Consider the following 23,197-nt stretch of genomic DNA (forward strand, 5'->3'; position numbering starts at 1 on the left):
AGGCCCTGTTGCCGTTTCGCGACATACAGGTGGTTGCGCGGATAAATGCGCGCCCCTCGCGCACGCCTCACACGCCGCGCGCCCTCGCCCCCACCGCCGCACCCGCACCCACTTCAGAACCGTGTCGCGAGTGTCAGGAACTGTCGTCTCCACGTTAGGTGAGGGCCAACACCGTGGCCCCGCGTCCTCCTGGCGCGTTCCATGGGACCCGGATGCCCGAGTGGACGTACGCCGAGGGGTGGGCCAGCGATGAGCGAGGCAGAGCGGCGACGCGTCGTGGTCGGGGTCAGCGGCTCGCTGGGCAGTCTCGCGGCCCTGCACCGGGGCGCGTTCGAGGCCCACCGGCGGGGCGTCGGGCTGCTGGCCGTGGGCGCCTGGGAACCGCCGCGAGGGGCGCTCGCCCACCCGAGTTCGATGCTCACACCGCCCATGGCCGAGTTCCGGCAGCTGGCGGACGAACGGCTGCGTACCGCCCTCGACTCGGCCTTCGGACTGGCCGGGCCGGGAGTCCCCCTGCGGGTGGTGGCCGTGTGGGACCGGCCGGGCCGCGCCCTGGTGCGGGCCGCCGACCGCGCCGGCGACCTCCTGGTGATCGGCGCCGGACGCCGCGGCAGGGTGCGCCGCGCGCTGTTCCCCTCGGTGGCGCGCTACTGCCTCGCGCACGCCGCCTGTCCGGTGCTGGCCGTACCCCGCTCCCCCCTGCACCGTGAACTGGCCGCGGTGCGACGCCGCGTCAGCCTGCGCCTGCCGCTGAACGCCGGCGAGCTGACGGACGACCGCCCCTGAGACCGCCCGCCCGGCGACCCGGGAAGGTTCGCCCCGCTCGGCCCGGCCGACCGTGCCCGGCGGACGGTGCCCGGCGGACGGTGCCCGGGGGCGACGTGCGCGACCTGTACCGACGTACGGCCGGCCTTGCTTGCAGACGCAAGGATCGCGTGCCTATGTTGGCGCGCATGCAGTCCTACACCATCGGCCAGGCCGCCCGGCTGCTCGGCGTGAGCCCGGACACCGCGCGGCGGTGGGCGGACGCCGGGCGCATCACCACGCGACGCGACGAGGGCGGGCGGCGTGTCATCGACGGGCGCGATCTCGCGGCCTTCTCCGTCGATCTGGCGAAGACCGGCGGGGAGGACGAGACCTCCTGCACCTCGGTGCGCAACGCGTTCCCCGGCATCGTCACCGCCGTCAAGCTCGGTGACGTGGCCGCCCAGGTGGAGATCCAGGCCGGACCGCACCGGCTGGTCTCGCTGCTGACCCGGGAGGCCGTCGAGGAACTCGGCCTGGAGGTCGGCATGGAGGCCACCGCCCGTGTGAAGTCCACCAACGTGCACATCGACCGCACGTAGACACGGGGGACGTCGGCGGGCGGTGGCCCCGCGTTCTCAGGACGTGGTCGTCGGTGGCGTGGTCGCGGCCGTCGCCGTCGAATAGGAGTGCGCCCCCGTGCCCGCGAGCCCGCCGCCGTCGACGATCAGGTACTCGTCCCGGATCGGCGTGCCCTCCAGCCACGACTCCAGGATCTCGCGGGTGCCCGCCGCGTAGCGGGCCTGGGCGGAGAGCGAGGAGCCGGAGATGTGCGGGGTCATGCCATGGTGCGGCACGGTGCGCCAGGGGTGGTCGGCCGGCGCGGGCTGCGGATACCAGACGTCACCCGCGTAGCCGGCCAACTGCCCACTGCGCAGCGCCCGTTCCACGGCGTCCCGGTCCACGATCAGGGCCCGCGCCGTGTTGATGAGATACGCGCCGCGCTTCATCGTGGCGAGCAGCTCGTCCCCGAACAGCCCCTCCGTCTCCGGGTGCAGTGGCGCGTTGACGGTGACGACGTCGCAGTGCGGCACCATGTCCGCGGTGGTCGGGTGGAAGGTCAGCCCGAGTTCCCGCTCGACCGCCTCCGGCAGCCGGTGCCGGTCGGTGTAGTGCAGTTTCACGTCGAAGGGCGCCAGGCGGCGCAGTACCGCGAGCCCGATGCGCCCGGCGGCGATCGTACCGACGTGCATGCCCTCCAGGTCGTACGAACGGGCGACGCAGTCCGCGATGTTCCAGCCGCCGTCCAGGACGACCTGGTGCGAGGGCAGGTAGTTGCGGACGAGGGAGAGCGTCATCATCACCACGTGCTCGGCGACGCTGATGCTGTTGCAGTACGTCACCTCGGCCACGGTGACGCCGTGCTCGATGGCCGCGTCGAGGTCGACGTGGTCGGAGCCGATGCCCGCCGTGACCGCCAGCTTCAGGTTCTTCGCGGCGGCGATCCGCTCGGGGGTCAGGTACGCCGGCCAGAACGGCTGCGAGATCACCACGTCCGCGTCGGGCAGTTCACGGTCGAAGACCGAAGCGTCACCGTCCTTGTCGGAGGTGACGACCAGGGTGTGTCCGCGTTCCTCCAGGAAGCGCCGCAGGCCCAGTTCGCCCGTCACGCTGCCGAGCAGATGGCCGGGGGTGAAGTCGGCCGCCTTGGGAGTGGGCGTGGTCTGCCCGCCGGGATAGTGGTCGATGGCGGGCAGGTCGTCGCGGGCGTACGTCGTCGGGTATCCGTCGGTCGGGTCGTCGTACAGCACACAGAGCACCTTGGCCATGGCGCGGCTCTCCTCAACTCCGGTTACGGAAGGTTGCCTTCACCATCCTCGGGGTCGATTCCGCAGGTCAAAGCGAACGTCGCTATGCGGAGATAGCCGACGGCTATCAACTCGGGCCGCCGCCCAGGTAGCTGGTCAGCAGGGCGTCCAGCGCGTCCCGCACGCCCGCCTCGCGCGCCACCTTCAGCAGGGCCTCCGCCAGCACGGACGGAGGGTCGTCCCGCGCCACCACGAGCCCCACCCGCGGTCCGTGCGCGGGCCCTTCGAGCGGCACCACCCGCATGCCCTCCGGTACGCCGAACATGTGCAGCCACGCATGCGAGATCACGCTGGACCAGCGGCCGTTCGGCAGCTGCGCGTACAGTCCGGCGACGCTGTCGGACTCGATCGTGGGCACGGCCGTCGCACCGTCGGCGGCGAAGCACTCGTCGATGATGCGCCGGTTGCGCATCCGGGGATTGAGCAGGCACAGCGGCAGGTCCGCCGCCCGTGACCAGCGGGCCGTCGACGCCGTGGCCAGCGGGCCGTCCACCGGTGTCAGCAGCACGTACCGCTCCTCGTACAGCGGGAAGCGCCGCATGTGCCGCAGCCCGTCGTCGTCGAGGTACGTCATCGCCGCGTCGAGTTCGAACTCGGCCAGCCCGTGGGAGATGTCCGCGGACGACAGGGACTCCAGACTGACCCGGACCCCCGGGTGACGCTCGCAGAACGGGGTGGTCAGGAGCGAGGCGGCGGGCAGGGCGGTGGGCACGATGCCCAGGCGCAGGGTCCCGGTCAGGCCGCCGCGCAGCGCCGACAGTTCCTGGTGCAGGGCGTCGCGCTCGGCGAGGATGCGGTGCGCCCAGGCCAGCACCACCTCGCCCTCCGGGGTCAGCCCCTCGTACCGCCGCCCCCGGCGCACGATCGGCACACCCAGTTCGTGTTCGAGGCGGCGGATCGCGGCGGACAGCGAGGGCTGCGAGACGAAGCAGGCCGCCGCCGCGCGGGCGAAGTGCCGCTCCCTGGCCAGCGCGACCAGGTACTCCAGCTGACGCAACAGCATGCGCGACCTCCCCCGAACGGCGACCCGCCGACCGCCGACCGCCGACCGCCGACCGCCGGCGGGTCAGGGTCGCAGACGGGTTCGCGTCACGTCCATGGACGGGAGGGGCCGTAGCGGCCGTCCACGTGGATGGTGTCGATCCCGCTGATGTGCCGCGCACCGCAGCGGTCCTGCGGCAGCACGAGCTGGGGGCCCGCCCGGTCCAGCGGGTCGCCGTCGATGCCGACCGCGAGGAGGACCGGGGCGTGCGCGAAGTCGGGGTCGATCTCGGCCCAGGTGAGCAGCGCGTGGTGGCCGTCCGCGCCGCCCACGGCGATGAGGAAGCGCAGGCGGTCCTTGCGGCGGGCGGGATCGAAGCCGGGACCGGCGTCACGCAGCACGTCGTGCAGCAGCGGGCCCTCGAAGCGGTGGTGCTGCACGCCGCTGGTGGCGCACTCGAAGCTGACCCGGGCCCGGTGCTGGGGCCACGCCAGCAGATCGGGCACGGTGAGCCGGGCCGGGCGGGCGAGGTCCCCGGTCAGGGCGACCGACGCCGGCGAGTACGCGGGCGGATGTGTCAGGGACCGGCTCACTGGGCACCACCTCCCGGAAAACGTACCCAGAGCGCCGTCCCGTCCAAACGCACATGCGGACACCCGAACGTTGATCGTGCGGCTCATGCGATTCGACAGGAGACTTATGGCTCGCATCTGCGAAAGTATGATCGGCGTAAGCATGCCTGAGGCCTCCGAGGGAGTACACCCGTGATGACCCGATCCGCGAGCCGAACCCGCCGCACCGGCCGGATGCTGCAGGTGGCCGGTGTCGGCGCCGCCGCGCTGCTGGCCCTGAGCGCCTGCTCCTCCGACTCCGACAGCTCCACGAAGTCCGACAGCACGAAGTCCGGTTCCTCCGCGAAGTCCGACAAGCCGTCGGGCACGGTGACGGTGTTCGCCGCCGCCTCCCTCAAGGAGAGCTTCACGACCCTGGGCAAGGACTTCGAGAAGGCCCACCCGGGTACGAAGGTGACCTTCAACTTCGGCGGCAGCGACACACTCGCCGCCGGCATCACCGGAGGCGCCCCGGCCGATGTGTTCGCCGCCGCGAGCCCGAAGACGATGGCCATCGTGACGGACAAGAGCGACGCGGTCGGCACTCCGGCCGTCTTCGTGCGCAACCAGCTGGAGATCGCGACCCTGCCCGGCAACCCGGACAAGGTCGCCTCCCTCAAGGACCTCACCAAGTCCGGCCTGAAGGTGGTGCTGTGCGACAAGACGGTGCCGTGCGGCGCCGCCGCGCAGAAGGCGCTGGACGCCAGCAGTCTCAAGCTCACCCCGGTCTCCTACGAGCAGGACGTCAAGAGCGCCCTGACGAAGGTGGAGCTGAAGGAGGCCGACGCCGCGGTCGTCTACAAGACCGATGTGAACGCCGCGGGTGACAAGGTGGAGGGCGTGGAGTTCCCCGAGTCGGCCAAGGCCATCAACGACTACCCGATCGTCCTCCTCAAGGACGCGCCCAACGCGGCCGCGGCCAAGGAGTTCATCGCGCTCGTGCAGTCCCCCGAGGGCCAGAAGGTGCTGACCGCGGCCGGCTTCCTCCAGCCGTGACCGAGCCGGACCGGGCGGACGCCGAGGTTCTCCCGCGGGGCGACGCTCCCGACGACGGACCTCGGCGGTCGCGTGTCCGGCCGGTTGTCCGGTCGGGTGTCCGGTCGGGCGTCCGGGGCGGGGTGCCGCTGCCGCTGCTGCTGCCGGCCCTCGTCGGTCTGGCGTTTCTGCTGCTGCCGCTGCTCGCCCTGCTCGTACGGGCTCCCTGGCGCGGCCTGCCGGACCTGCTGACGAGTACCGAGGTGTGGCAGGCCCTGCAGCTCTCCCTGGTCTGCGCGACCGCGGCCACCGGCGTGAGCCTGGTCCTGGGCGTGCCCCTGGCCTGGCTCCTCGCCCGCACCGACTTCCCCGGACGGGGCTTCGTCCGCGCACTGGTGACCCTGCCGCTCGTCCTGCCGCCCGTGGTCGGCGGTGTGGCGCTGCTCCTGGCACTGGGGCGCAACGGTGTCGTCGGCCAGTCGCTGGACGCCTGGTTCGGGATCACGCTGCCGTTCACCACGGCGGGGGTGGTGGTCGCGGAGACGTTCGTGGCGATGCCGTTCCTGGTCATCAGTGTGGAGGGCACGCTGCGGGCGGCCGACCCGCGGTACGAGGAGGCGGCCGCGACGCTCGGCGCCTCCCGGTTCACCGCGTTCCGCCGGGTCACGCTGCCGCTGATCGCGCCGGGCATCGCGGCGGGCGCCGTCCTCGCCTGGGCCCGCGCGCTCGGCGAGTTCGGGGCGACCATCACGTTCGCGGGCAATTTCCCCGGCCGTACGCAGACCATGCCGCTCGCCGTCTACCTGGCCCTGCAGAGCGACCCCGACGCCGCGATCGCGCTGAGCCTGGTGCTGCTCGTCGTGTCGATCGCGGTCCTCGCCGGGCTGCGGGACCGCTGGATGACGGGGGTGTCATGACGGGCGTGAACCCCGAGACCGGGGAGAACCCGGCGCCGGGGAACGGGCCGGCCGCCGCGGGCCGCCGCGCTCCGGGCGAAGGACAGTCCTGCGGCGACGGCCGGACACGGACCGGGCACCCCGGACCGGACCGGGAACCCGCGCCGCTCCGGAAACCCGAACCGGACCACGACCCGGCGCCGGCCGGAGGCACCGACCCGGCCGGGCACACCGCATCCGGGCAGGGCCTCGACGCCCGGCTCGTCGTCGACCGCGGCGCCTTCCACCTGGACGTGACGCTGAGCGCCGCCCCCGGAGACGTGGTCGCGCTCCTCGGGCCGAACGGCGCCGGGAAGACCACCGCGCTCCGGGCCCTGGCCGGTCTCACCCCGCTCTCGCACGGCGGCAGGCTCCGGCTGGACGGCGTCCGGCTGGACGGTACGCCGCCGGAGTCCCGTCCGGTCGGAGTCGTCTTCCAGGACTATCTGCTCTTCCCGCATCTGACGGCCCTGGACAACGTCGCGTTCGGGCCGCGCTGTCAGGGCGTGCCGAAGGCGGAGGCACGGGCGCGGGCCGCCGCCTGGCTGGACCGGATGGGCCTGGCCGACCACGCCGGCGCCAGACCGCGCCGGCTCTCCGGCGGCCAGGCACAGCGCGTCGCCCTCGCCCGCGCGCTGGCCGTCCGCCCCCGGCTGCTCCTGCTCGACGAGCCGCTCGCCGCACTCGACGCCCGTACCCGACTCGACGTGCGCGCCGGACTCCGGCGCCATCTCGCCGAGTTCGAGGCCGTGGCCGTGCTCGTCACCCACGACCCGCTCGACGCGATGGTGCTGGCCGACCGGCTGGTCGTCGTCGAGCACGGCCGGGTGGTCCAGGAGGGAACCCCCTCGGACATCGCCCGCCACCCGCGCACCGACTACATCGCCCAGCTGGTCGGCCTCAACCTCTACCGGGGCAGGGCCGAGGGCCACACCGTACGACTGGACGCGGGCCCGGCGATCACCACCACCGAGGAGCTGACCGGCCCCGTCTTCGTGGCGTTCCCGCCCGGCGCCGTCACCCTGTACCGCGACCGGCCGACCGGGTCCAGCGCGCGCAACCTGTGGCAGGGCGAGGTCGCGGGTCTGGAGACGCACGGCGACCAGATCCGCGTGGACCTCACCGGTGAACTCCCGCTGGCCGCCGACCTGACGACCGTCGCCGCGGCCGAACTCGGCCTGCACACGGGCGCACCGGTCTGGGCGACGGTCAAAGCCGCCCAGACGCACGCGTATCCGGCGTAGTACGTGCGGCGCCGGTGCCGGGACCGGCGCCGGTCACGCGGACGTGGCCTCCGGCACGGCGTCGGCACGCACCATCACACAGTCGAACTCGACGACCCGGCCGGTCGTCTCCTCACGCGTCACCGGGTACATGCCCGTGATCTCGAACCCGGCCTCCTCGTACGTGGCGATCGCCTCCCGCATCCGGGGGCTGCCCTCGTAGAGCCGCAGCGCGGCGACCTCCGACTGCATACCGACGAAGTCCGCGATCCGCTCGCCCGCGCCGGCGAACACCTCCAGGTCGTAGCCCTGGGTGTCCATCTTCAGGTAGGGGCGGGGGTCGGTGATGCCGTCGAGCGCCTTCTCCAGCATCCCGTCCAGCCGGCGGATCTCGATGTCCTCGGTACGGGTCTTGGCGAACCGGAGGTAGCGGTCCTTCCCGTAATCACTGGGCGGTAGGAGGGAGTTCATGGTGTTCCAGCCCACGTGGATGGACTGCGCGGAGTCCTCGCGGCCCAGCCCGACGTTGAACACCTGCCAGTCGTCGTCCTTCTCCGCGGCCCGCTCCAGCTTCTCGAATGCGTCCGCGGTGGGTTCGAAGGAGACGATGCGGCCGGTGTAGCCGAGCCTGCGCAGCCGACGACCGTACTGGCCCGCGTTGGCACCCACGTCGAAGACGCAGTTCACCCGGTACTTCTCCAGCAGGGCGGTCACGTGCTGGGTGCACAGATACTCGGCGGCCGCGATCTGGAAGCGGCGTTCGTCGGCCGCCGACGCCGTCTCGTCGACCAGCAACCGCCCGCCGGACTCACCGAAGGGCACGCTTCCCCAGGCATCGCCCTGCGCCGAGGACTCCCGGGCGACCACCCACATGTCGGCCTTCTTCTCCGGCCCCACGGCCGTGACCTCGTAGCGCCCTTGGCCGCGGGCGATCAGATCGGCCGTGCGCCCCACGGGCACGCGGGTGCGCCTGCCGCGTCGGTAGACCACCGCCGCGCCCGAACCGAGGTCGAGAACCTGCACGCCTATCCGGGGGAGCAGACCGAGCATTCTTCTGTAAAGGGTCGGCATCCCCACACCCTTGCAGAATCATGTGGGGAACGGGAGTTGCTCGAACAACTTTCGCGCGGAGGAACACTTGATGACAGTGCGTCGGCATCGGTCCGACGCGATCACCCCACCCGCACCCCCTCGCACGGGGAGAACGTCAGTGACCGTCTCCTGTACACCGTTGACGGGTTTGTGACCCCGATCGCCGGTTGCCGATCGCCGGGGGCGGGCATCACCCGGGGGCAGGACCGCCGCGCGCCGTTTCGCGCGGGGCCCGGCCGGCGGGGGTCCGGCCGCCGGGTACCTGGTGTCCTGGGAGGGGAAGTGAGGTTGTCATGCGTGCGCAGCAGCGCGCCGTCCGGCAGACCGCCCGCGTGGAGTACACCCTGCCACGCACGGCCGTTTCGGCAGGCAGGGCCCGCAGGTTGACGTCGGCGTTCCTGACCCGGCCGCGTCCGCGGACGGTGCCACCGACCGCCGACCAGGTCGACGACGCCACGCTCATCGCGTCCGAACTCGTCGCCAACGCCGTCCGGCACGGGCGTACCGGCTGCCGGCTGCGTCTGCAGGTGGGGCACGGGGGCGAAGTGACCGTCGAGGTCCACGACGACAGTCCGGGGCGGCCCCGGGTCGGCCTGGTGGACACCGAAGCGGAGAGCGGCCGCGGTCTCGCGATGGTGCAGCACCTCGCCCACCGCCTGGAGGTCGTCAGTACGGGCATGGGCGGCAAGACGGTCCGCGCGGTCCTGGCCGTGTAGCCCCGGCCCCGGCAGGCGTCGCCCGCCCGCTGGACCATGTATCGCGCCGTGTCCCGCCCGGTGTCCTCAACGACTGGTTCTGAGGGCTGTCCCGCTGCGGCCGCGCGAGGAGGACCTCAAAGCCGGGGGAAACGCGAACGCCCCGGGAGGGGACACCGGGGCGGTCGACCGCGCGAGGCAGGCGGGACTTTCGCAACACGCCCCTAAGGGCTGTCACGTAATCCCCGGTGGATCAGCGCGCGGCGTCAGATGCGGTGCATCGCAAGGCGGAGGGTCGTCCTCATACTGGGCTTATTCGGGCGATCCGACAACGCGGCGAGGTGCCGTAGCTGTCGTCGTGCGCCCGCCGGGGATTACGGGACAGCCCTTAGGCGGGTTCGGCCCAGCTGGGTACGGCGGTACGGGCGGGCGCGGCAGCGGGCCGGCACGTGAAGCCGAGCCGGGTGAGCGCACGGGCCACCTCGGCCTCGGTGAAGTCGCGGCGGTCCTGCCTGGTGATGATCTCGCCGACCTGCTTGACGGGGTAGGCGATCGGGCCGACGAGCACGGACGCGCCGGTGACGGACTCGGGCTCGACGCCCGCCATCGAGTGCTCGACCTCGCTCTTGATGAGGTCGAAGGGGAAACGGGCGATCACACAACGCATGGTGCCTCCGCGGGATGAAGTTTCGTGGCCCGGAAACTGGGCGAGGCGGGCCGGAAAGTGGGCACGGCGGACAGAAAATTCGCCGGAAATTCAATCCGGTACGAAACCAGCCGGGGGACGAAGCCCGGGTACGAAACCAAAAAAAGCAGGTGGCCGGGGCCCGCACCTCAGGGTGCAGGTCCCGGCCACCTGTAAGCGTCGGCCGACTCAGAAGTCAGGCGTCAGCGGGTCCCGGACTAGGCGGGGACGATGTTCTCCGCCTGGGGGCCCTTCTGGCCCTGCGTGACGTCGAAGGTCACCTTCTGGCCTTCCTGGAGCTCACGGAAGCCCTGGGTGGCGATGTTCGAGTAGTGGGCGAAGACGTCGGCGCCGCCGCCGTCCTGCTCGATGAAGCCGAAGCCCTTTTCCGCGTTGAACCACTTCACGGTGCCAGTAGCCATGTCAATCTCCTTCGGGGCAAAGCTCGAGGACCCACACTGTGCGGGTCCGCGTCGCCGCGATGTTGCCCCCTCCGGATAAAACCGGAAATTCAGAAGCGACCGACCGGTATGGACCGGAAAGACGCTCCAAGACTTTGGGAACCACAACTGCAACTGATATCGACACTAGCACGCCACGGCTCCGGAAGGGTGGCGCACTATCTCACCGCACTCCGGGGAATAAGGAACTGCCCCCTCGGCCGAGGCATTTTCTATCGCGGCCATGACAGATATTCCACGCCCTCCCGCACCGGATCCCCCGTGCCGGGGCCGGGTCCCCCTACGGACGGCTGGCGGAGCCGGGCCCCGCGACGCGACGTGCCGTCGGGACGGCTCCGCCGTCGTGACGGCACGACGGGCGCGCCCGGCCCGGCGTGTCGCGGCCGGCGTGTCGCGGCCGGCGGGCGACGGGCGACGGGCGACGGGCGACGGGCGACGGGCGACGGGCGACGGGCGAGGAGATCGCGTCGCACGCCACCCCGCACCCGGCCCGCACGCGACCCCGCACCCGCGCGGCCCGCGACCCCGCCCTCGCTCGCACTCGCCCTCGCCCTCGCCCTCGCCCCGAGTTGCCGCCACGCGACGAGGGGTGTGCGCTGGAGACCGGCCGACGGCCGCCCGGCCGACGGATTCACCTCGTACGGGTCCGGGACGGGACGCACCCCGTACGCCAGGGGGACGGCCCCGTACGACGCAGGAGAGCGCATGACGAGTGAGCCCGGTGCGGTGTCGGAGACCTTCGCGTTCGTGTGCCGGGGCTGCGGGCACACCTGGGAGGCGACGTTCCAGGTCATGTTCTTCACCGATCCGACCGACGCCGCCGGCCTGCACACGCAGGAGTACGTCGACGAGGACGGCGTCGCGATCAGGTCGCCGCTGACCGACGCCGTGTGCACACGGTGCGGAAGCCGCCGGGTGCGGGTGACGACGCCGGGCGCCGGGCGCCGGGCGCACGACCCGGCCGGCTGACGTCCGCGCGGCGGGTCACCCGGACGGGCCCGGTGCGCTGGTGGTGCGCCGCACCCGGTGGTGGCGTGGACGGAGACATCGCGCCCGCCGTCAGGAGGCCTCCGCCGTGAACCGTCCGCCGTACCGCCCCGCCTCCGTCCGCCCGCCGTCCCCCGTGCCGCGGCTGCTGGTCTGCGCCCTGGCGGTGGGCGTGCTGGGGTCGGCGGCCGCGTGCTCGAACGACGGCGGCGGCCGTACGGTCCCCGCCTCCCCGCTGGCCAAGGTGGCGCCCTCGCCCACCGCCACGCTCACCGAGGCCCAGGCCAGGACCGCGCTGATCACCAACGCGGACCTGCCCTCGCAGTGGACGGGGACGTCGGGTGCGGCGACCTGGCGGGACGGCCTGCTCAAGAGCAAGGTCGACGCGGCGGGCTTCGGCACGGACAAGAACGCCGCCGCCGACTGCCAGAAGCTGCTCGACGGCCTGTACGCCGAAGAGCTGCTCGGTCCGGCGAAGGGGACCAAGGCCGTCACCGGTTTCGACGACAGCAACAACCAGGCGCAGATGCACTACCAGGTCGCCGAGTACGGGCAGGCGGAGCTGAACAGGCAATTGGCGTGGGTGGCCACGCTGCCGCAGAAGTGCGCCGAGTTCACGGCGGTCGACGGGCAGGGCGGTCAGCAGAACATCCAGGTCGTCTCGACGCAGCTGCCCGCCGAGGGTGACGCCCGGCAGGGGCTGATGCTGACCATGAACGGACAGCTGGACGGCGAGCCCTCGACCCTGACCCTGGACATCGCCGCCGTGCGGGTCGGCGACAGCGCCCTCTTCCTCACCAACGGCGGCCTGGACGGCGCCGAGTCGGACTCCACCGCGCAGGCCGTCCAGCAGGGCACCTCACGGCTTCGGCAGGTACTCGAGGGAAAGACACCCGCCGCCAGCCCGACGAACTGACGCACCGCGCTCACGGGACCGGGCCGGCCGGGACGCGCACACCGAGCCGGTCCGGGCGGTCCGGGCCTTCCGTCCGCACCGGGCGCACGGCCGAGCACACCAGGCACACCAGGCACACCAGGCACACCAGGCGTTATTCCATCCGCTCGACCGCGTCCTTCGCCTCCTTGAGGCCCACGCCCGTGAACTCCCGGTACTCCTTGATCGCCTGGATCTTCCTGCCGTCCCGCACGAGCGCGGCCACCTGCTCCAGCTCCGGTTCGGTCTGCTGGACGCCCAGGTGGTCGAGGATCAGGTCGAGTTTCCGCTCGACGCGGGCGATCCTGCGGTCGGTGCGGCCCAGTCTTCCCTCCAGCCCCGCGTAGGTCGCGAAGACGATCATGACGAGGACGAAGAACCCGAGTATTCCCATGGGTCCGATCCTATGAAAGCGCCCCGCCGTCCACGCCCAGACGGCGCAACAGGCCCAGCAGTGCGACCCGCTCGTCCTCGTCCAGCGGCGCGAAGGACGCGGCGAGCACCTCGACCGCGACGGCACGCCCCGCCTCCAGGATCCGTTCGCCCGCCTCGGTGAGGTGGTGCTCGATCCGGCGGCCGCGGCCGGGGCGCCGCTCGACGAGGTGCTGGGCGGCGAGCCGGCCGGCCAGTGTGCCGAAGGACTGGTCGCCCTGGAAGGTCGCCATGGCCAGTTCGTGCGCGGAGGCACCGGGCGACCGCCCGATCGCGCGCAGCGCGTCCCACTGGGCGAGGGTCGTACCGACCGCCGCGAGGCGGGTGTCGAGTGCTCGGTGATGCCGGTACTGCGCCTCCTTCACGGCCCGCCCCAGCGTTTCGAGGTCGACCGCACCGCCGACGTGACCGTCCACGCGCTTCTCCTCCTCAGTCGTGCCACGAGTCATGCCACTCATGCCACGATTCTAATGCTGCGAATACGATTGCGTATATACGTATGCGTAGATACGGTGGGCGCGTGACCGACACCAGGACCCGTACCGTCCGCACCCGCCCCGACCTCCCGCTCACCCTCACCGAGAGCGGCCCCGAGGAAGGCCCTGTCGCCCTCGTCCTGCACGGCGGTGGCGGCCCCGCCACCGTCCAGGGCATCGCCGCACACCTGGCCGCCCGCATGCGGGTCGTGGTGCCCACGCACCCGGGCTGGAACGGGACCGAGCGCCCCGACTGGTTCACCGGCGTGGACGACCTCGCCCTCGCCTATCTGCACTGGCTCAAGGACGAGGGCCACCGCGACGTCCTCGTCGTGGGCTCCTCGCTCGGCGGCTGGACCGCCGCCGAGATGGCCTTCCGCGACGACGGCGACCGCATCACCCGTCTCGTGCTCGTCGACTCCGCCGGCGTGGACGTACCGGGCGAGCCGGTCCGTGACATCTTCGCCCTCGACCCGCGCGAGATCAGCACGTACTCCTTCCACGACCCGGCCCGCTTCGCCGTGGACCCCGCCGCCCTCACCGAGGAGCGGATCACCGCCCAGAAGGCCGACATGGCGACGCTGCGGGCGCTGTGCGGCGACCCGTACATGCACGACCCGAAGCTCCTGAACCGTCTCGGCCGGATCCGGGTCCCGGCGCTCGTGCTGTGGGGCGAGAGCGACCGCATCGTGACGCCCGCGTACGGGCGGGCGCTCGCCGCGGCGTTCGCCGACGCGCGCTTCGTGTCCGTGCCCGAGGCCGGCCATCTCCCGCACATCGAACAGCCCGCGGCGACGTTCGGCGCCCTCGACTCCTACCTGGACGGAACGGCCGTGGCGGTGGGCTGACGGCCTGCCGTGGGCTGCTCGCCCGTGCCGCCGACGGCCGGGGAAGCGCTGCCCCCCGCTGTCGGCGACACGGAGACCGAGTCCCCGATCTCGACCATCGCGCCCAGGTCCAACTGCCCGTACAGCCACTGCGCGTCGGCCGACCGCAGCCCGATCCAGCCGTCCGTGATGTCGTAGTTGCCGGGGGCCTTCTGGTCGGTGGAGAGGGCTCCGACGAAGTTCGTCGTCCCGTCCGCGGCGCGCAGTTCGATCACCCAGGGCACCTTCAGCGCATAGACGTCCTTCGGGCCCACCTCCAGGGTGGGCACCACCCGCACGTCCCGCTTCGCCACCACCGTCATCCGGCCCGTCGGCGTGGGGCGGCCGGGCATGCCCGCGGAGACCGGCATGTCGCGGCCCGCGGCCGTCAGCACCCGGCGGGCGAGATCGACGGTGGCACCGACCGTGACGGGCGTACGGGACGGGGCGGTGGGACTCGCCGCCGGGGACGGCCGCTCCCGCGTCCCGCCGTCACCGGGGTGCAGGGCCAGCAGCAGCGCGAGGCCCGCCGCGGCGCAGGCACCGGCGACGGACGCGGTCGCGGCCGTACGGCGGCCGCGCCGTCGGCGTACCGCCCGGAAGCGGATCTCGGCCCCGGACACCGGCGGCGGCGTCTCGCCGGAGGCGGCCAACTCGCGCAGGTCGGTGGCGAGTTCGGAGGCGGGTTCATCGGACACGGTCGTCCTCCCTCTTCCCCTCGTCCGCGGCAGCCGGGGCCACCGGGCCGCCGGAGGGCCTCGCGGTGTTCCCCCGCCGCCCTCCGTGCGCCTTCTTCCCCCGGTCGGCGGCCTCCCACTCGTCCGCCGCCAGTTCCCGTGCCAGTGCCGCCCGGCCGCGGGACAGCCGGGCCTTGACCGTGCCCACGGGGGCCCCGGTTTCGGAGGCTACCTGCTCGACGCTGAGGTCGCACAGATGGTGCAGGACCAGCGCCATCCGCTGCGCCTCGGGCAGCGTGCGCAGTGCGGCGACCAGCGCCGTGCGCTCGGGATCGGGCCCCGGAGCGTGCTCGGGCGGCGGGGTGCGGCGCACGAGCTCCAGCCAGCGGCGCGCGCGACGCCAGCGGCTCACCGCGAGCCGCATCGCCACAGTGCGGATCCACGCCTCCGGCGCCCCGTCGGCGAGGAACTCCCGCCGCCGGTCCCAGGCGCGGACGAACGCCTCCTGGACGACGTCCTGCGCCTCGCCGTGGTCCCCGGTGAACGCGAAGAGCTGTCCGGTCAGCCGGGGGAACGCGGCGGCGTAGAACGCGTCGAACTCTTCCTCGGTCATTCCTCCCGCAGCTTCCTCGGTCGTGCCCCCGCCGGAGAATCCCGGAATTTCCGCGGCCCCGTGCAACCCGGCCGAATGCGCCGTGCGTACAGGTCCCGTACGCCGCACATCGAAACACACCACAGGGGGAACCCGATGACGAGCGGAGTCAGGAGCCGTCGCCGCGCGGCCGGTTGGCCAGGGGCCGCGGTGTGCGCGCTCGTCCTCACCGGATGTCCGAAGGGGCCGACGGTGAGCGGCGCGGACACCGGGACCGGCGCGGCGGCGAACCGGGCCCGGCCTCCTCGCCCCACCGCCCCACGGCGGCGCCCGCCGCGGCCGAACGCGCCCGGACGAAGCACCGGTCACGGAGCACCGGTCGACGGCCGCACCATCCGTCGAGGGCTCCCAAAGCGCGGGCGGGGACCGCGATCCGCCGGAGGAGAAGCGGGTCGACGCGACCAACGTGGCGCGCCCGAGTTGCCCCGGCCGAGGACCGATCGGCCGAAGAACCCCTAGAACCCCGCCACCGGAGGAGTCGTCCGCTCATGAATGCCCACGACCCCGGTGACGAGGCCCGCGCCCGGTTCGGGCCGCGCTGAATCCGCGGGCGGGGGAGCCGAGTTGTTCAGGTCCCGGCTCCCCCGCACCGCACCTCCCCCACGTACCCGACCCCGAGGGACCGCCGGCCGTGCCCCACACCTCATCCGACGCCTCATCCGCCATACCCGCCGTTGAGGGCGACTTCACCGCCGCACCCGGCCGTGGAGGCGACTTCACGACGTACGCCACCGCGGCCTGGCCCCGCCTGGTCCGCACCGCGCACCTGCTCACCGGCGACCTCAAGGAGGCCGAGGATCTCGTCCTGGCGACGCTGGCGCGGGTCCGCACCCGCTGGCGGCGCATCCCGCACGACGACGTCGCCTTCTACGTACGGCGCGCACTGGTCGAGCATCATCTCGGCCGTACCCGCAGAAGACGCGTCACGCGTCTGCCGGCGCCCTTCCTGCCCGCGCGGCCGCGACGGCCCGCGCCCGGCCGCGCGGAGGCCGCCGCGGAACGGGACCAATTCGCCGGCCGGGCTCCCGAAGCGCTCGCGACCCTCACGGTCCTCACGGCGCGGCAGCGTGCCGTACTCGTGCTCCGCTACGGCGACGGGCTGAGCGAGGCCGAGACCGCCCAGTTGCTCGGCTGCTCCGGCGGCACGGTCCGCACGCTCGCGCGGCGCGGTCTGGAGTCACTGCGCGCCGATCCCTCCTTCGCTCTTCGCCACCCCGTCCCCGGAGCCCGTCCATGAAACGTCGTCGCAGGTCCGCAGCGATGTCGGCCGAGGCCGCGCGGCTGCGCGAGATATTCGCCGAGGCCGCCCGCGACGTGACTTCCTCGCCCGTCCCGCTGGCCGCCGTCGAGCGGGCCGCCCGCCGGCGCCGGCGGCGCCGCGCGGCCACCGTGGTGGGTTCCGCCTTCGCGTTGCTGGTGGTCCCGGCGGCCGCGGTGGCGCTGCGCGCGGGCGTCGGCGCGGGAGCGGACGCGGCCCGGGTGACGGGGCCGCCCGCCGGGCCCCGGGGCACGGTACGGGTGGTGGCGCCCGGGGAACGGGTGCGGATCGCGTCCGGCATCAAGGTCTGGCTCACCGAGGACGGCGGGCACTGGAACTCGCCCTGGAGTTCCGCGCCGCTCTTCCGCGGCGTCAAGGGCGACGGCATCGACGTCGGCACACCCGGCGTCACCCTCCAGGAAGAGGGCATCGGCGACAACGGCTACTTCGTGTCCGGCATCTACCACGGCAAGGAGGACGCGGCGCGCGTGCGGATCGAGACCACGGCGGGCGACGTCGACGGCACGGCACTCACCCTCGCGGGCAGCCCCCACTGGGGAGTCTGGTACGCGCTGGTGAGTCCACCGAAGACGCGGGAGACGCGGGAGACGCGGGGGACGAAGGCGCGGGAGGTGCTGAGGATGTCGGGGATGTCGGGCATGCCGATCAAACGGCAGTTCCACGGCGGTCCGACGAAAAGAGTCACGGTCACGGTGTACGACTCCGCGGGCAGGGTGATCGCGACCATGGAGTTCGCGACGTGAGCGGCGGGAACGTCGGCGCCGGCGAGAACGGCGAGAACGTCAGGAGCACGGCCCCGAGCCGCCCCGGGCGGACCGGCGCCACGGACGTGGCCGGACGGCCGCGCGCGGGCATCCGCGGGGACGGAAGGCCGCGCAGGAGGCCGGACGGAAGACCTCGCGGGAACAAAGACCGGGACCGGACGCCGGTCCCGGCCGAGGGGACGAGCACGACCACGGACCCTGGCACGAGCACGGGCACAGGCACGGCCACGGACGCGGATCCGAACGCAGACGCGCGCACGGACACGGGCACAGGCACGGGCACGGGCATAGGCACGGGCCCGAACGTCGGCACGACCCGGAGCAGAAGGATCCGCCGCTCCCGGGGCCGGCGCAGGCTCCGGGCCGGTCTGCGGCGCCGTATGGCCGACCGCCGTATCCGCGTCCGCCGCACGCGCGGCCGCCGTCTGCGTGGCGCGCTGATCGCCCTGCTCACCGTTCTCGCCCACCTCGTCGCCGCGGTCCTCGTCGCGTACCACCTCACGGTCATCCCCGAGCCGCACCCCGAGACGGCGATGCAGAGCACCGTCTTCGTCGACGACGACGGCGACTACCTGGGCCGGCGCGGGCCCGTCGACCGTCAGGAGATACCCCTCTCGCAGGTACCAGGACATGTCCGGGAGGCGGTGATCGCGGCAGAGAACCGTTCCTTCCGTTCGGACACGGGGATCTCCCCGAAGGCGATCACCCGGGCGGCCTGGGCGACGGTGAGCGGCGGCGGACGGCAGGGCGGGTCCACGATCACGCAGCAGTACGTGAAGAACGCCCTGCTCAGCCCGGAGCAGTCGCTGTACCGCAAGGCCCGTGAGGCCCTGATCGCGATCAAACTGGACCGCACCCGCTCGAAGGACGAGATCCTGGCCGGCTACCTCAACACGGTGTATTTCGGCCGCGGCGCGGCCGGCATCCAGTCCGCCGCCCGGAACTACTTCGGCGTCGATGCCAGGAACCTGACCGTGAGCCAGGGCGCGGCGCTCGCGGCCGTCATCAACATCCCCTCCTACTACGAGAAGGCCGGCTCCGACCCCGCGGTGACGGCGAAGCTGGTGGACCGCTGGGACTGGGTGCTGGACGCCATGGCGGACAGCCACGCCATCACGGCCGCCCAGCGCGCCGCGGCCCGCTTTCCCGCCTTCCGCTTCTATCCGCCGGGCGACACGGACGGTCAGCGCCAGTACCTGATCGACGTGGCGTCCGCCGAGGCCGCCGACCGACTCGGCATCACCGAGGACCAGCTCGCCCGCGGTGGCTACACGGTCCGTACCACCTTCGATCTGACGGCGCAGGACGCGACGGCGGAGCGGGTGGGCGACGCACCGCCCGCCAAGGGCGGCGCCCGGCTGCACACGGCCGTGGTGGCCCTGGTCCCGGGCGACGGCGCCGTCCGGATCCTGTACGGCGGCGCGGACTACGCCCGCCAGCCCTTCAACGACGCGGTGGACGGCGCGGTGGAGGCGGGCACGGCGCTGGAGCCCTTCTCCGGCACGAAGCTGCCGCCTCCGCTCGCCGGCCTCGCGCGCACCGCCGCCCCGACCCCGCTGCGGCTGGCCTCCGCGTACGCGACCGCGGCGGCGCACGGCACGTACGCGAAGCCGTACACGATCGCGCGGATCACCCGCGCGGGCCGCACCCTCTACAGCGCCCACCCGAACACCAGTACGGCGACGGCTGGGGGTGCCGCGGGGGTGTTGACCAAATTGATGCAGAGCCGGGCCGGCGGTCCTCCGGCCGTCCTCACGGGTGCCGCGGGCCCGCGCACCCTCTGGCGGACGACCTACGACGAACACCTCACCCTCACCGTGGCTCTCTTCGCGGAACACCCGGCCAAGGGCGGAAAGCCGGCCCTCCCGGCCCTGCTCCCCGGCACCGCCGAGGGGCTCTCCGCCCACATCTCGGAGGGCGCCTGGGCCAAGATCACCGGCACCTCCGGCGGCCCCTCTCCGGCCGAAGAAGGAAATCCGGGGCTTCCGATCGGCCAAACAAAGCCCATACTGGCTACACGATGACGAAACCCTCCGCGCCCCGGCGCCACCTGCCCACCAGCCCCTTCGCAGCCCCGGTCGTCCCCGTGGCCAAGGAATTCAGCCTCGGAGACCGTGTCTCCCACGACCAGTTCGGCCTGGGCACGATCATCGGCGTCGAAGAGGGCATCGCCATGCTCGTCGACTTCGGCTCCCGCCAGGCCCGCATCCTCAGCCCCTACACCCGGATGGACAGGCTCTGACCTGCACATTGCGCAGTACCCGCACCGCCGTCAGCACCCGCGACGCGTGCAGTACCCGACCCGACTGACACCACCGGACCCGGCCACCTCATCCCGCGGCTGCCCCATCCGCAGGTTGCCGGGTTTTCGGTGTGCGACGGGCCGGACGCCTCACCTCCCCGCCCGATGACGTGTTCCCGGGCCCCCTCCACCCCCTCGAACGGCCCACCCCGATGGTCCCGGGGCAGGGTGTCGCCGAGGGTGGGGGCATGGATGCCGCGGGCGAAGAGCTGCCGTTCGAGGATCTGACCGACTTCGAGAACGCGGATCGCGGGTTCATCGCGGCCCTGGTTCCCGGCGTGGTCCGGGACGCGGAGGGGCGGGTCGTCCATGACGCGGACGCCTACGCGTTCCTCGCGGACGACTGTCCGCCGACCGCGCACCCGAGTCTGTGGCGGCAGGCGCGCCTGTGCGCGCGGCAGGGCCTGTACGAGGTCACCGAGGGTGTGTACCAGGTGCGCGGGCTCGACCTGTCGAACATGACGCTCGTCGAGGGCCGTGAGGGTGTCGTCGTGATCGACCCGCTGATCTCGGCGGAGTGCGCCGCCGCCGCCCTCGCCCTCTACCGCGAGCACCGCGGACCGCGCCGCGTGACCGGGCTCGTCTACACCCACTCGCACGTCGACCACTTCGGCGGCGCCCGCGGTGTGCTGCCGCACGGCAGCGACAGCGGGGTGCCGGTACTCGCGCCCGTCGGCTTCCTGGAGCACGCGGTCAGCGAGAACGTCTTCGCCGGCAACGCGATGCTGCGCCGGGCGGTGTTCATGCACGGCGCCCGGCTGCCCAAGGGGCCCCGCGACCAGATCGGCACCGGGCTCGGCACCACCACCTCCACCGGCACCGTCACGCTCATCGCCCCGAACGTGGACGTCACCCGGACCGGGCAGGAGGAGACGGTGGACGGCGTGCGCTTCGTCTTCCAGCTCACCCCGGGGACGGAAGCGCCCGCCGAGATGAACTTCCTGCTGCGGACCAGCGCGCGCTGTGCGTGGCCGAGAACGCCAGTCACACCCTGCACAACGTGCTCACCCTGCGTGGCGCCCCGGTCCGCGACGCGCGCGTCTGGGCCCGCTACCTCGACGAGACCGTCGACCTGTTCGCCGACACGTACGACGTCGCGTTCGCCTCCCACAACTGGCCGACCTGGGGGCGTGAGAACGTCGTCCGGTTCCTCGCCGAACAGCGGGACCTCTACGCCTACCTGCACGACCAGACCCTGCGCCTCCTCAACAACGGCCTGACCGGCGCCGAGATCGCCGAGGAGCTGCAGCTGCCGCCCGCCCTGGAACGGTCCTGGCACGCACGCGGCTACTACGGCTCGCTCAGCCACAACGTCAAGGCCGTCTACCAGCGGTACATGGGCTGGTACGACGGGAACCCCGCCCACCTCTGGGAGCACCCGCCCACCGAACTGGCCTCCCGGTACGTGGAGTTGGCGGGCGGCCCGACGGAGACACTGGTGAAGGCACGGGCGTACGCGGACAACGGCGACCTCCGTTTCGCCGCCACCCTCCTCAACCACCTGGTCTTCGCCGACCCGTCGGACAGCGCGGCCCGGGAGACCCTCTCCGGTGTCTACGAACGGCTCGGGCACGGTGCCGAGAACGGCACCTGGCGCAACTACTACCTCACGGCCGCCCTGGAACTGCGCCGGGGCACGGCCGACACCGACATCGACACCGCGGGCTCCGAACTCACCTCCGCGCTCACCGTGAGCATGCTCCTCGACTCGCTCGCCGTCCGCATCGACGGCCCGCGCGCCTGGCACGAGCGCCTCACCCTCGACCTCGTCGTGACCGACGAGCAGCGCCGCCACCGCGTCAACCTCCACCACGGCGCGCTGACGCACCGCGGCATGCCGGTCCACCACGTACCGAAACCGCACGCGGGACTGACCCTGACCCTCACCCGGCCGGAACTGCGCGCCGTGCTGGAGGGGCGGGGCCTCGCGGGCATCGAGACGGACGGCGACCCCGCACTCCTGGACCGCCTCCTGTCGTACGCCACCGCGCCGGACCACGCGTTCCCCGTCGTGACCCCGTAGCGCCCTCGTACGGGCCCGTGGAGGCCGTACGAGGGGTCCGGGTGCGTAACCGGACCGCCCCCGCGCCCCCGCGCCCCCGCGCCCTCCGGGGCGCTCCAGCCCGCGCCACGCCGGTCAGAGCGGGGGCTGGGCGGGGGCCGGGCCGAGGGTGGTCGTGCCGGGAGCCGTACGGTGGCCCAGGCCCGTGCGATAGGCGTCGAGGGCAGCCTCCACCCGGCCGGTGCGCCGCAGGAGGTCTCCGAGCAGGCGGCAGAGGTCGGCCAGGTCGCCCGCCGCGCCGGCCCGCTCCAGCAGGCTCAGCGCCCTGACGTAGTGCTCCTCGGCGGTCTCGGTGTCCCGGGCGTCCTCGGCGATGATGCCGAGCAGCCGGTGCGCGCCCGCCGAGTGCACGGCGCCGCGCTCGGGACTGAGGTCGCCGAGCACCTCGTGAAGGAGAACGGCGGCTTCCGTCGACTTGCCGCGCCGGTGCAGCACGTCCGCCAGCTCGACGTTGACCTGGCTGGTGTAGAGAGCGGCCCGCTTGGCCGAGAGCATGACCTGCGCCTCGCGCAACTCGTCCTCGGCGCGCTCCAGTTCGCCGTTCTGCGCGTACAGGTATCCGCGCATCCAGTGACAGTTGGCGAGCTCCGTACGGATCTGGAGCTGGCGGTAGAGCTCGGCGGCCTTGGCGAGGGAGGCGTCGGCCTCCGCCATCCGGCCCTCGGCGATCATGGTGCGGGCCACCGAGCGGTGCATCCGGGCGACGAGCGCGGGATCGCCGACCTGCGGGGCGAGGGCGAGCGCGAACTCGGCGGCCTGGGCGGCGCGGGCGTGCGCGCCCATGTCCATGTAGGGCGCGATGACGCCGGTGTAGAGGAGCAGCAGCGCGTCCGGGTCGTGCATGCCGGTCCGGTTCAGCTCGTCCAGCGTGGACTCGAACAGGTAGCAGGAGTACCGGAGTTCCCCCGCGAGGTAGTGGGAGACGGCACGGCCGCGCAGGGCGGGCACCCGCTGGGGCAGCGGCGCGTCCCCGAGGCGCCGCTCCGACGCCTCGAACCGCTCCTGGGCTGTCTCCAGGTCCCCGGTCTCCAGGGCGCATTCGCCGAGCCCGAGCAGCGCGGCGGCCTGCTCGGCGACGAGTCCGTGCGTGTCCGCCTCCGCGAGGAGCACCGTGTACTGCTCCGCCGCGACCTCGGCCTCGCCGGTCGCGAGGGTGCGCTGCGCGTCGGTGAGCCGCAGCCGCAGACCGGTCGCGAGATGGGCCGGCCGGCCCGTCGCCAGCTCCTCGTACGCCACCCCGAGCCGCTCGGCTATGTGCCGCAGCGCGGGCTCCGAGGCGCGCACCCGCCCTGCCTCGAGCGTCGAGATGTAGGCGGGCGTGTACGCCGGTTCCGCCAATTGTTTCTGTGTCAGCCCGCGTTCTGTACGCAGCTGCTGGACCCTGCGCCCGATGACCTCCGGGCCGTCACGCTCCGCCATGGATTAAGCATGCCATTAAGTCCACTTAACCCGAGACGACTTTGACTAATATCCAACTCCCCTTGCGCCCCTTGCT

Annotated in this window: 24 protein-coding genes and 1 pseudogene; 14 read left to right on the forward strand and 11 right to left on the reverse strand. The window is 72.8% G+C overall.

The features are described 5' to 3' along the window. The first annotated feature begins 249 nt into the window (after window positions 1-249). Together ACFVTC_RS24605 and ACFVTC_RS24610 are read left to right on the forward strand one after the other, a co-directional pair. Window positions 250-786: a universal stress protein gene (locus ACFVTC_RS24605; protein WP_390130357.1), complete on the forward strand. Its 537-nt coding sequence runs from the start codon at window positions 250-252 to the stop codon at window positions 784-786. 167 nt (window positions 787-953) lie between these two features. Continuing rightward, window positions 954-1,346, forward strand: coding sequence for a molybdopterin-binding protein (locus tag ACFVTC_RS24610; protein ID WP_390130359.1), 393 nt, complete (start codon window positions 954-956; stop codon window positions 1,344-1,346). Between the two features lie 36 nt (window positions 1,347-1,382). On the opposite strand, the gene ACFVTC_RS24615 is transcribed toward ACFVTC_RS24610, so the two are convergent. From ACFVTC_RS24615 to ACFVTC_RS24625, 3 genes are all read right to left on the reverse strand, one after another. Next, window positions 1,383-2,573, reverse strand: a complete 1,191-nt coding sequence (locus ACFVTC_RS24615) for an NAD-dependent formate dehydrogenase (RefSeq protein ID WP_390130361.1) — start codon at window positions 2,571-2,573, stop codon at window positions 1,383-1,385. 106 nt (window positions 2,574-2,679) lie between these two features. Further along, window positions 2,680-3,615 (reverse strand): LysR substrate-binding domain-containing protein, encoded by a 936-nt coding sequence (locus tag ACFVTC_RS24620; RefSeq protein ID WP_390130363.1) that lies wholly within the window; start codon window positions 3,613-3,615, stop codon window positions 2,680-2,682. A gap of 86 nt (window positions 3,616-3,701) precedes the next feature. Next, window positions 3,702-4,187, reverse strand: coding sequence for a molybdopterin-dependent oxidoreductase (locus ACFVTC_RS24625; RefSeq protein ID WP_390130364.1), 486 nt, complete (start codon window positions 4,185-4,187; stop codon window positions 3,702-3,704). A gap of 174 nt (window positions 4,188-4,361) precedes the next feature. On the opposite strand from ACFVTC_RS24625, the gene modA reads away from it, so the two are divergent. The 3 genes from modA to ACFVTC_RS24640 are packed head-to-tail and all read left to right on the forward strand — an operon-like array spanning window position 4,362 to window position 7,359. Then, window positions 4,362-5,201, forward strand: a complete 840-nt coding sequence (gene modA / locus ACFVTC_RS24630; RefSeq protein ID WP_390130366.1) for a molybdate ABC transporter substrate-binding protein — start codon at window positions 4,362-4,364, stop codon at window positions 5,199-5,201. Continuing rightward, complete coding sequence (modB, locus tag ACFVTC_RS24635; protein WP_390130368.1) at window positions 5,198-6,097, forward strand: molybdate ABC transporter permease subunit; 900 nt, start codon at window positions 5,198-5,200, stop codon at window positions 6,095-6,097. Before modA ends, modB begins: the two co-directional genes overlap by 4 nt. After that, on the forward strand, window positions 6,094-7,359 hold the full coding sequence (locus tag ACFVTC_RS24640; protein WP_390130370.1) for an ABC transporter ATP-binding protein: 1,266 nt from the start codon (window positions 6,094-6,096) through the stop codon (window positions 7,357-7,359). The genes modB and ACFVTC_RS24640 overlap by 4 nt, the downstream gene beginning before the upstream one ends. Before the next feature lie 33 nt (window positions 7,360-7,392). Here ACFVTC_RS24640 and ACFVTC_RS24645 read toward each other — a convergent pair whose 3' ends face one another. After that, window positions 7,393-8,409, reverse strand: a complete 1,017-nt coding sequence (locus ACFVTC_RS24645) for an FkbM family methyltransferase (protein ID WP_168529176.1) — start codon at window positions 8,407-8,409, stop codon at window positions 7,393-7,395. 314 nt (window positions 8,410-8,723) lie between these two features. Between ACFVTC_RS24645 and ACFVTC_RS24650 the strand changes: the two genes are divergently transcribed. After that, window positions 8,724-9,146, forward strand: coding sequence for an ATP-binding protein (locus ACFVTC_RS24650; protein WP_390130372.1), 423 nt, complete (start codon window positions 8,724-8,726; stop codon window positions 9,144-9,146). A gap of 367 nt (window positions 9,147-9,513) precedes the next feature. Here ACFVTC_RS24650 and ACFVTC_RS24655 read toward each other — a convergent pair whose 3' ends face one another. Both ACFVTC_RS24655 and ACFVTC_RS24660 read right to left on the reverse strand, forming a co-directional pair. After that, window positions 9,514-9,792: an SCO5918 family protein gene (locus ACFVTC_RS24655; protein WP_390130374.1), complete on the reverse strand. Its 279-nt coding sequence runs from the start codon at window positions 9,790-9,792 to the stop codon at window positions 9,514-9,516. 236 nt (window positions 9,793-10,028) lie between these two features. After that, on the reverse strand, window positions 10,029-10,232 hold the full coding sequence (locus tag ACFVTC_RS24660; protein ID WP_010986199.1) for a cold-shock protein: 204 nt from the start codon (window positions 10,230-10,232) through the stop codon (window positions 10,029-10,031). 744 nt (window positions 10,233-10,976) lie between these two features. Here ACFVTC_RS24660 and ACFVTC_RS24665 point away from each other — a divergent pair. Beyond that, complete coding sequence (locus ACFVTC_RS24665; protein ID WP_390130376.1) at window positions 10,977-11,240, forward strand: hypothetical protein; 264 nt, start codon at window positions 10,977-10,979, stop codon at window positions 11,238-11,240. Window positions 11,241-11,346: 106 nt separating this feature from the next. Continuing rightward, window positions 11,347-12,174 carry a hypothetical protein gene (locus ACFVTC_RS24670; RefSeq protein WP_390130378.1) on the forward strand — a complete coding sequence of 276 codons (828 nt, stop codon included), beginning with the start codon at window positions 11,347-11,349 and terminating at the stop codon, window positions 12,172-12,174. Window positions 12,175-12,307: 133 nt separating this feature from the next. Here ACFVTC_RS24670 and ACFVTC_RS24675 read toward each other — a convergent pair whose 3' ends face one another. Both ACFVTC_RS24675 and ACFVTC_RS24680 read right to left on the reverse strand, forming a co-directional pair. Further along, window positions 12,308-12,586: a ribosomal protein L7/L12 gene (locus tag ACFVTC_RS24675; RefSeq protein WP_390130380.1), complete on the reverse strand. Its 279-nt coding sequence runs from the start codon at window positions 12,584-12,586 to the stop codon at window positions 12,308-12,310. Window positions 12,587-12,596: 10 nt separating this feature from the next. Further along, window positions 12,597-13,073 (reverse strand): MarR family winged helix-turn-helix transcriptional regulator, encoded by a 477-nt coding sequence (locus ACFVTC_RS24680; RefSeq protein WP_390130554.1) that lies wholly within the window; start codon window positions 13,071-13,073, stop codon window positions 12,597-12,599. Between the two features lie 71 nt (window positions 13,074-13,144). Between ACFVTC_RS24680 and ACFVTC_RS24685 the strand changes: the two genes are divergently transcribed. Next, window positions 13,145-13,948: an alpha/beta fold hydrolase gene (locus ACFVTC_RS24685; protein WP_390130382.1), complete on the forward strand. Its 804-nt coding sequence runs from the start codon at window positions 13,145-13,147 to the stop codon at window positions 13,946-13,948. On the opposite strand, the gene ACFVTC_RS24690 is transcribed toward ACFVTC_RS24685, so the two are convergent. Beyond that, window positions 13,915-14,664, reverse strand: coding sequence for a L,D-transpeptidase (locus tag ACFVTC_RS24690; RefSeq protein ID WP_390130383.1), 750 nt, complete (start codon window positions 14,662-14,664; stop codon window positions 13,915-13,917). The two genes, ACFVTC_RS24685 and ACFVTC_RS24690, sit on opposite strands and share 34 nt — an antisense overlap. Continuing rightward, window positions 14,654-15,256 carry a SigE family RNA polymerase sigma factor gene (locus tag ACFVTC_RS24695; RefSeq protein ID WP_390130385.1) on the reverse strand — a complete coding sequence of 201 codons (603 nt, stop codon included), beginning with the start codon at window positions 15,254-15,256 and terminating at the stop codon, window positions 14,654-14,656. Before ACFVTC_RS24695 ends, ACFVTC_RS24690 begins: the two co-directional genes overlap by 11 nt. 670 nt (window positions 15,257-15,926) lie before the next feature. Here ACFVTC_RS24695 and ACFVTC_RS24700 point away from each other — a divergent pair. The 5 genes and pseudogenes from ACFVTC_RS24700 to ACFVTC_RS24720 all read left to right on the forward strand — a co-directional run bounded on the left by ACFVTC_RS24700 (window position 15,927) and on the right by ACFVTC_RS24720 (window position 21,663). Further along, window positions 15,927-16,532 carry a SigE family RNA polymerase sigma factor gene (locus ACFVTC_RS24700; protein ID WP_390130387.1) on the forward strand — a complete coding sequence of 202 codons (606 nt, stop codon included), beginning with the start codon at window positions 15,927-15,929 and terminating at the stop codon, window positions 16,530-16,532. Then, window positions 16,529-17,317, forward strand: a complete 789-nt coding sequence (locus ACFVTC_RS24705; protein WP_390130389.1) for a hypothetical protein — start codon at window positions 16,529-16,531, stop codon at window positions 17,315-17,317. Before ACFVTC_RS24700 ends, ACFVTC_RS24705 begins: the two co-directional genes overlap by 4 nt. A gap of 401 nt (window positions 17,318-17,718) precedes the next feature. Continuing rightward, entirely contained in the window at window positions 17,719-19,362 is a 1,644-nt protein-coding gene (locus ACFVTC_RS24710) for a transglycosylase domain-containing protein (protein ID WP_390130391.1), read from the forward strand. Beyond that, window positions 19,359-19,580 carry a hypothetical protein gene (locus tag ACFVTC_RS24715; RefSeq protein WP_101399314.1) on the forward strand — a complete coding sequence of 74 codons (222 nt, stop codon included), beginning with the start codon at window positions 19,359-19,361 and terminating at the stop codon, window positions 19,578-19,580. The genes ACFVTC_RS24710 and ACFVTC_RS24715 overlap by 4 nt, the downstream gene beginning before the upstream one ends. A 248-nt stretch (window positions 19,581-19,828) precedes the next feature. Further along, window positions 19,829-21,663: pseudogene (locus ACFVTC_RS24720) on the forward strand (alkyl/aryl-sulfatase). Window positions 21,664-21,777: 114 nt separating this feature from the next. Here ACFVTC_RS24720 and ACFVTC_RS24725 read toward each other — a convergent pair. Then, window positions 21,778-23,121, reverse strand: a complete 1,344-nt coding sequence (locus ACFVTC_RS24725; RefSeq protein WP_390130392.1) for a helix-turn-helix domain-containing protein — start codon at window positions 23,119-23,121, stop codon at window positions 21,778-21,780. Window positions 23,122-23,197: the final 76 nt, after the last annotated feature.

It is taken from the genome of Streptomyces sp. NPDC057950 (genome assembly GCF_042887295.1).
GTDB lineage: Bacteria > Actinomycetota > Actinomycetes > Streptomycetales > Streptomycetaceae > Streptomyces > Streptomyces kaempferi.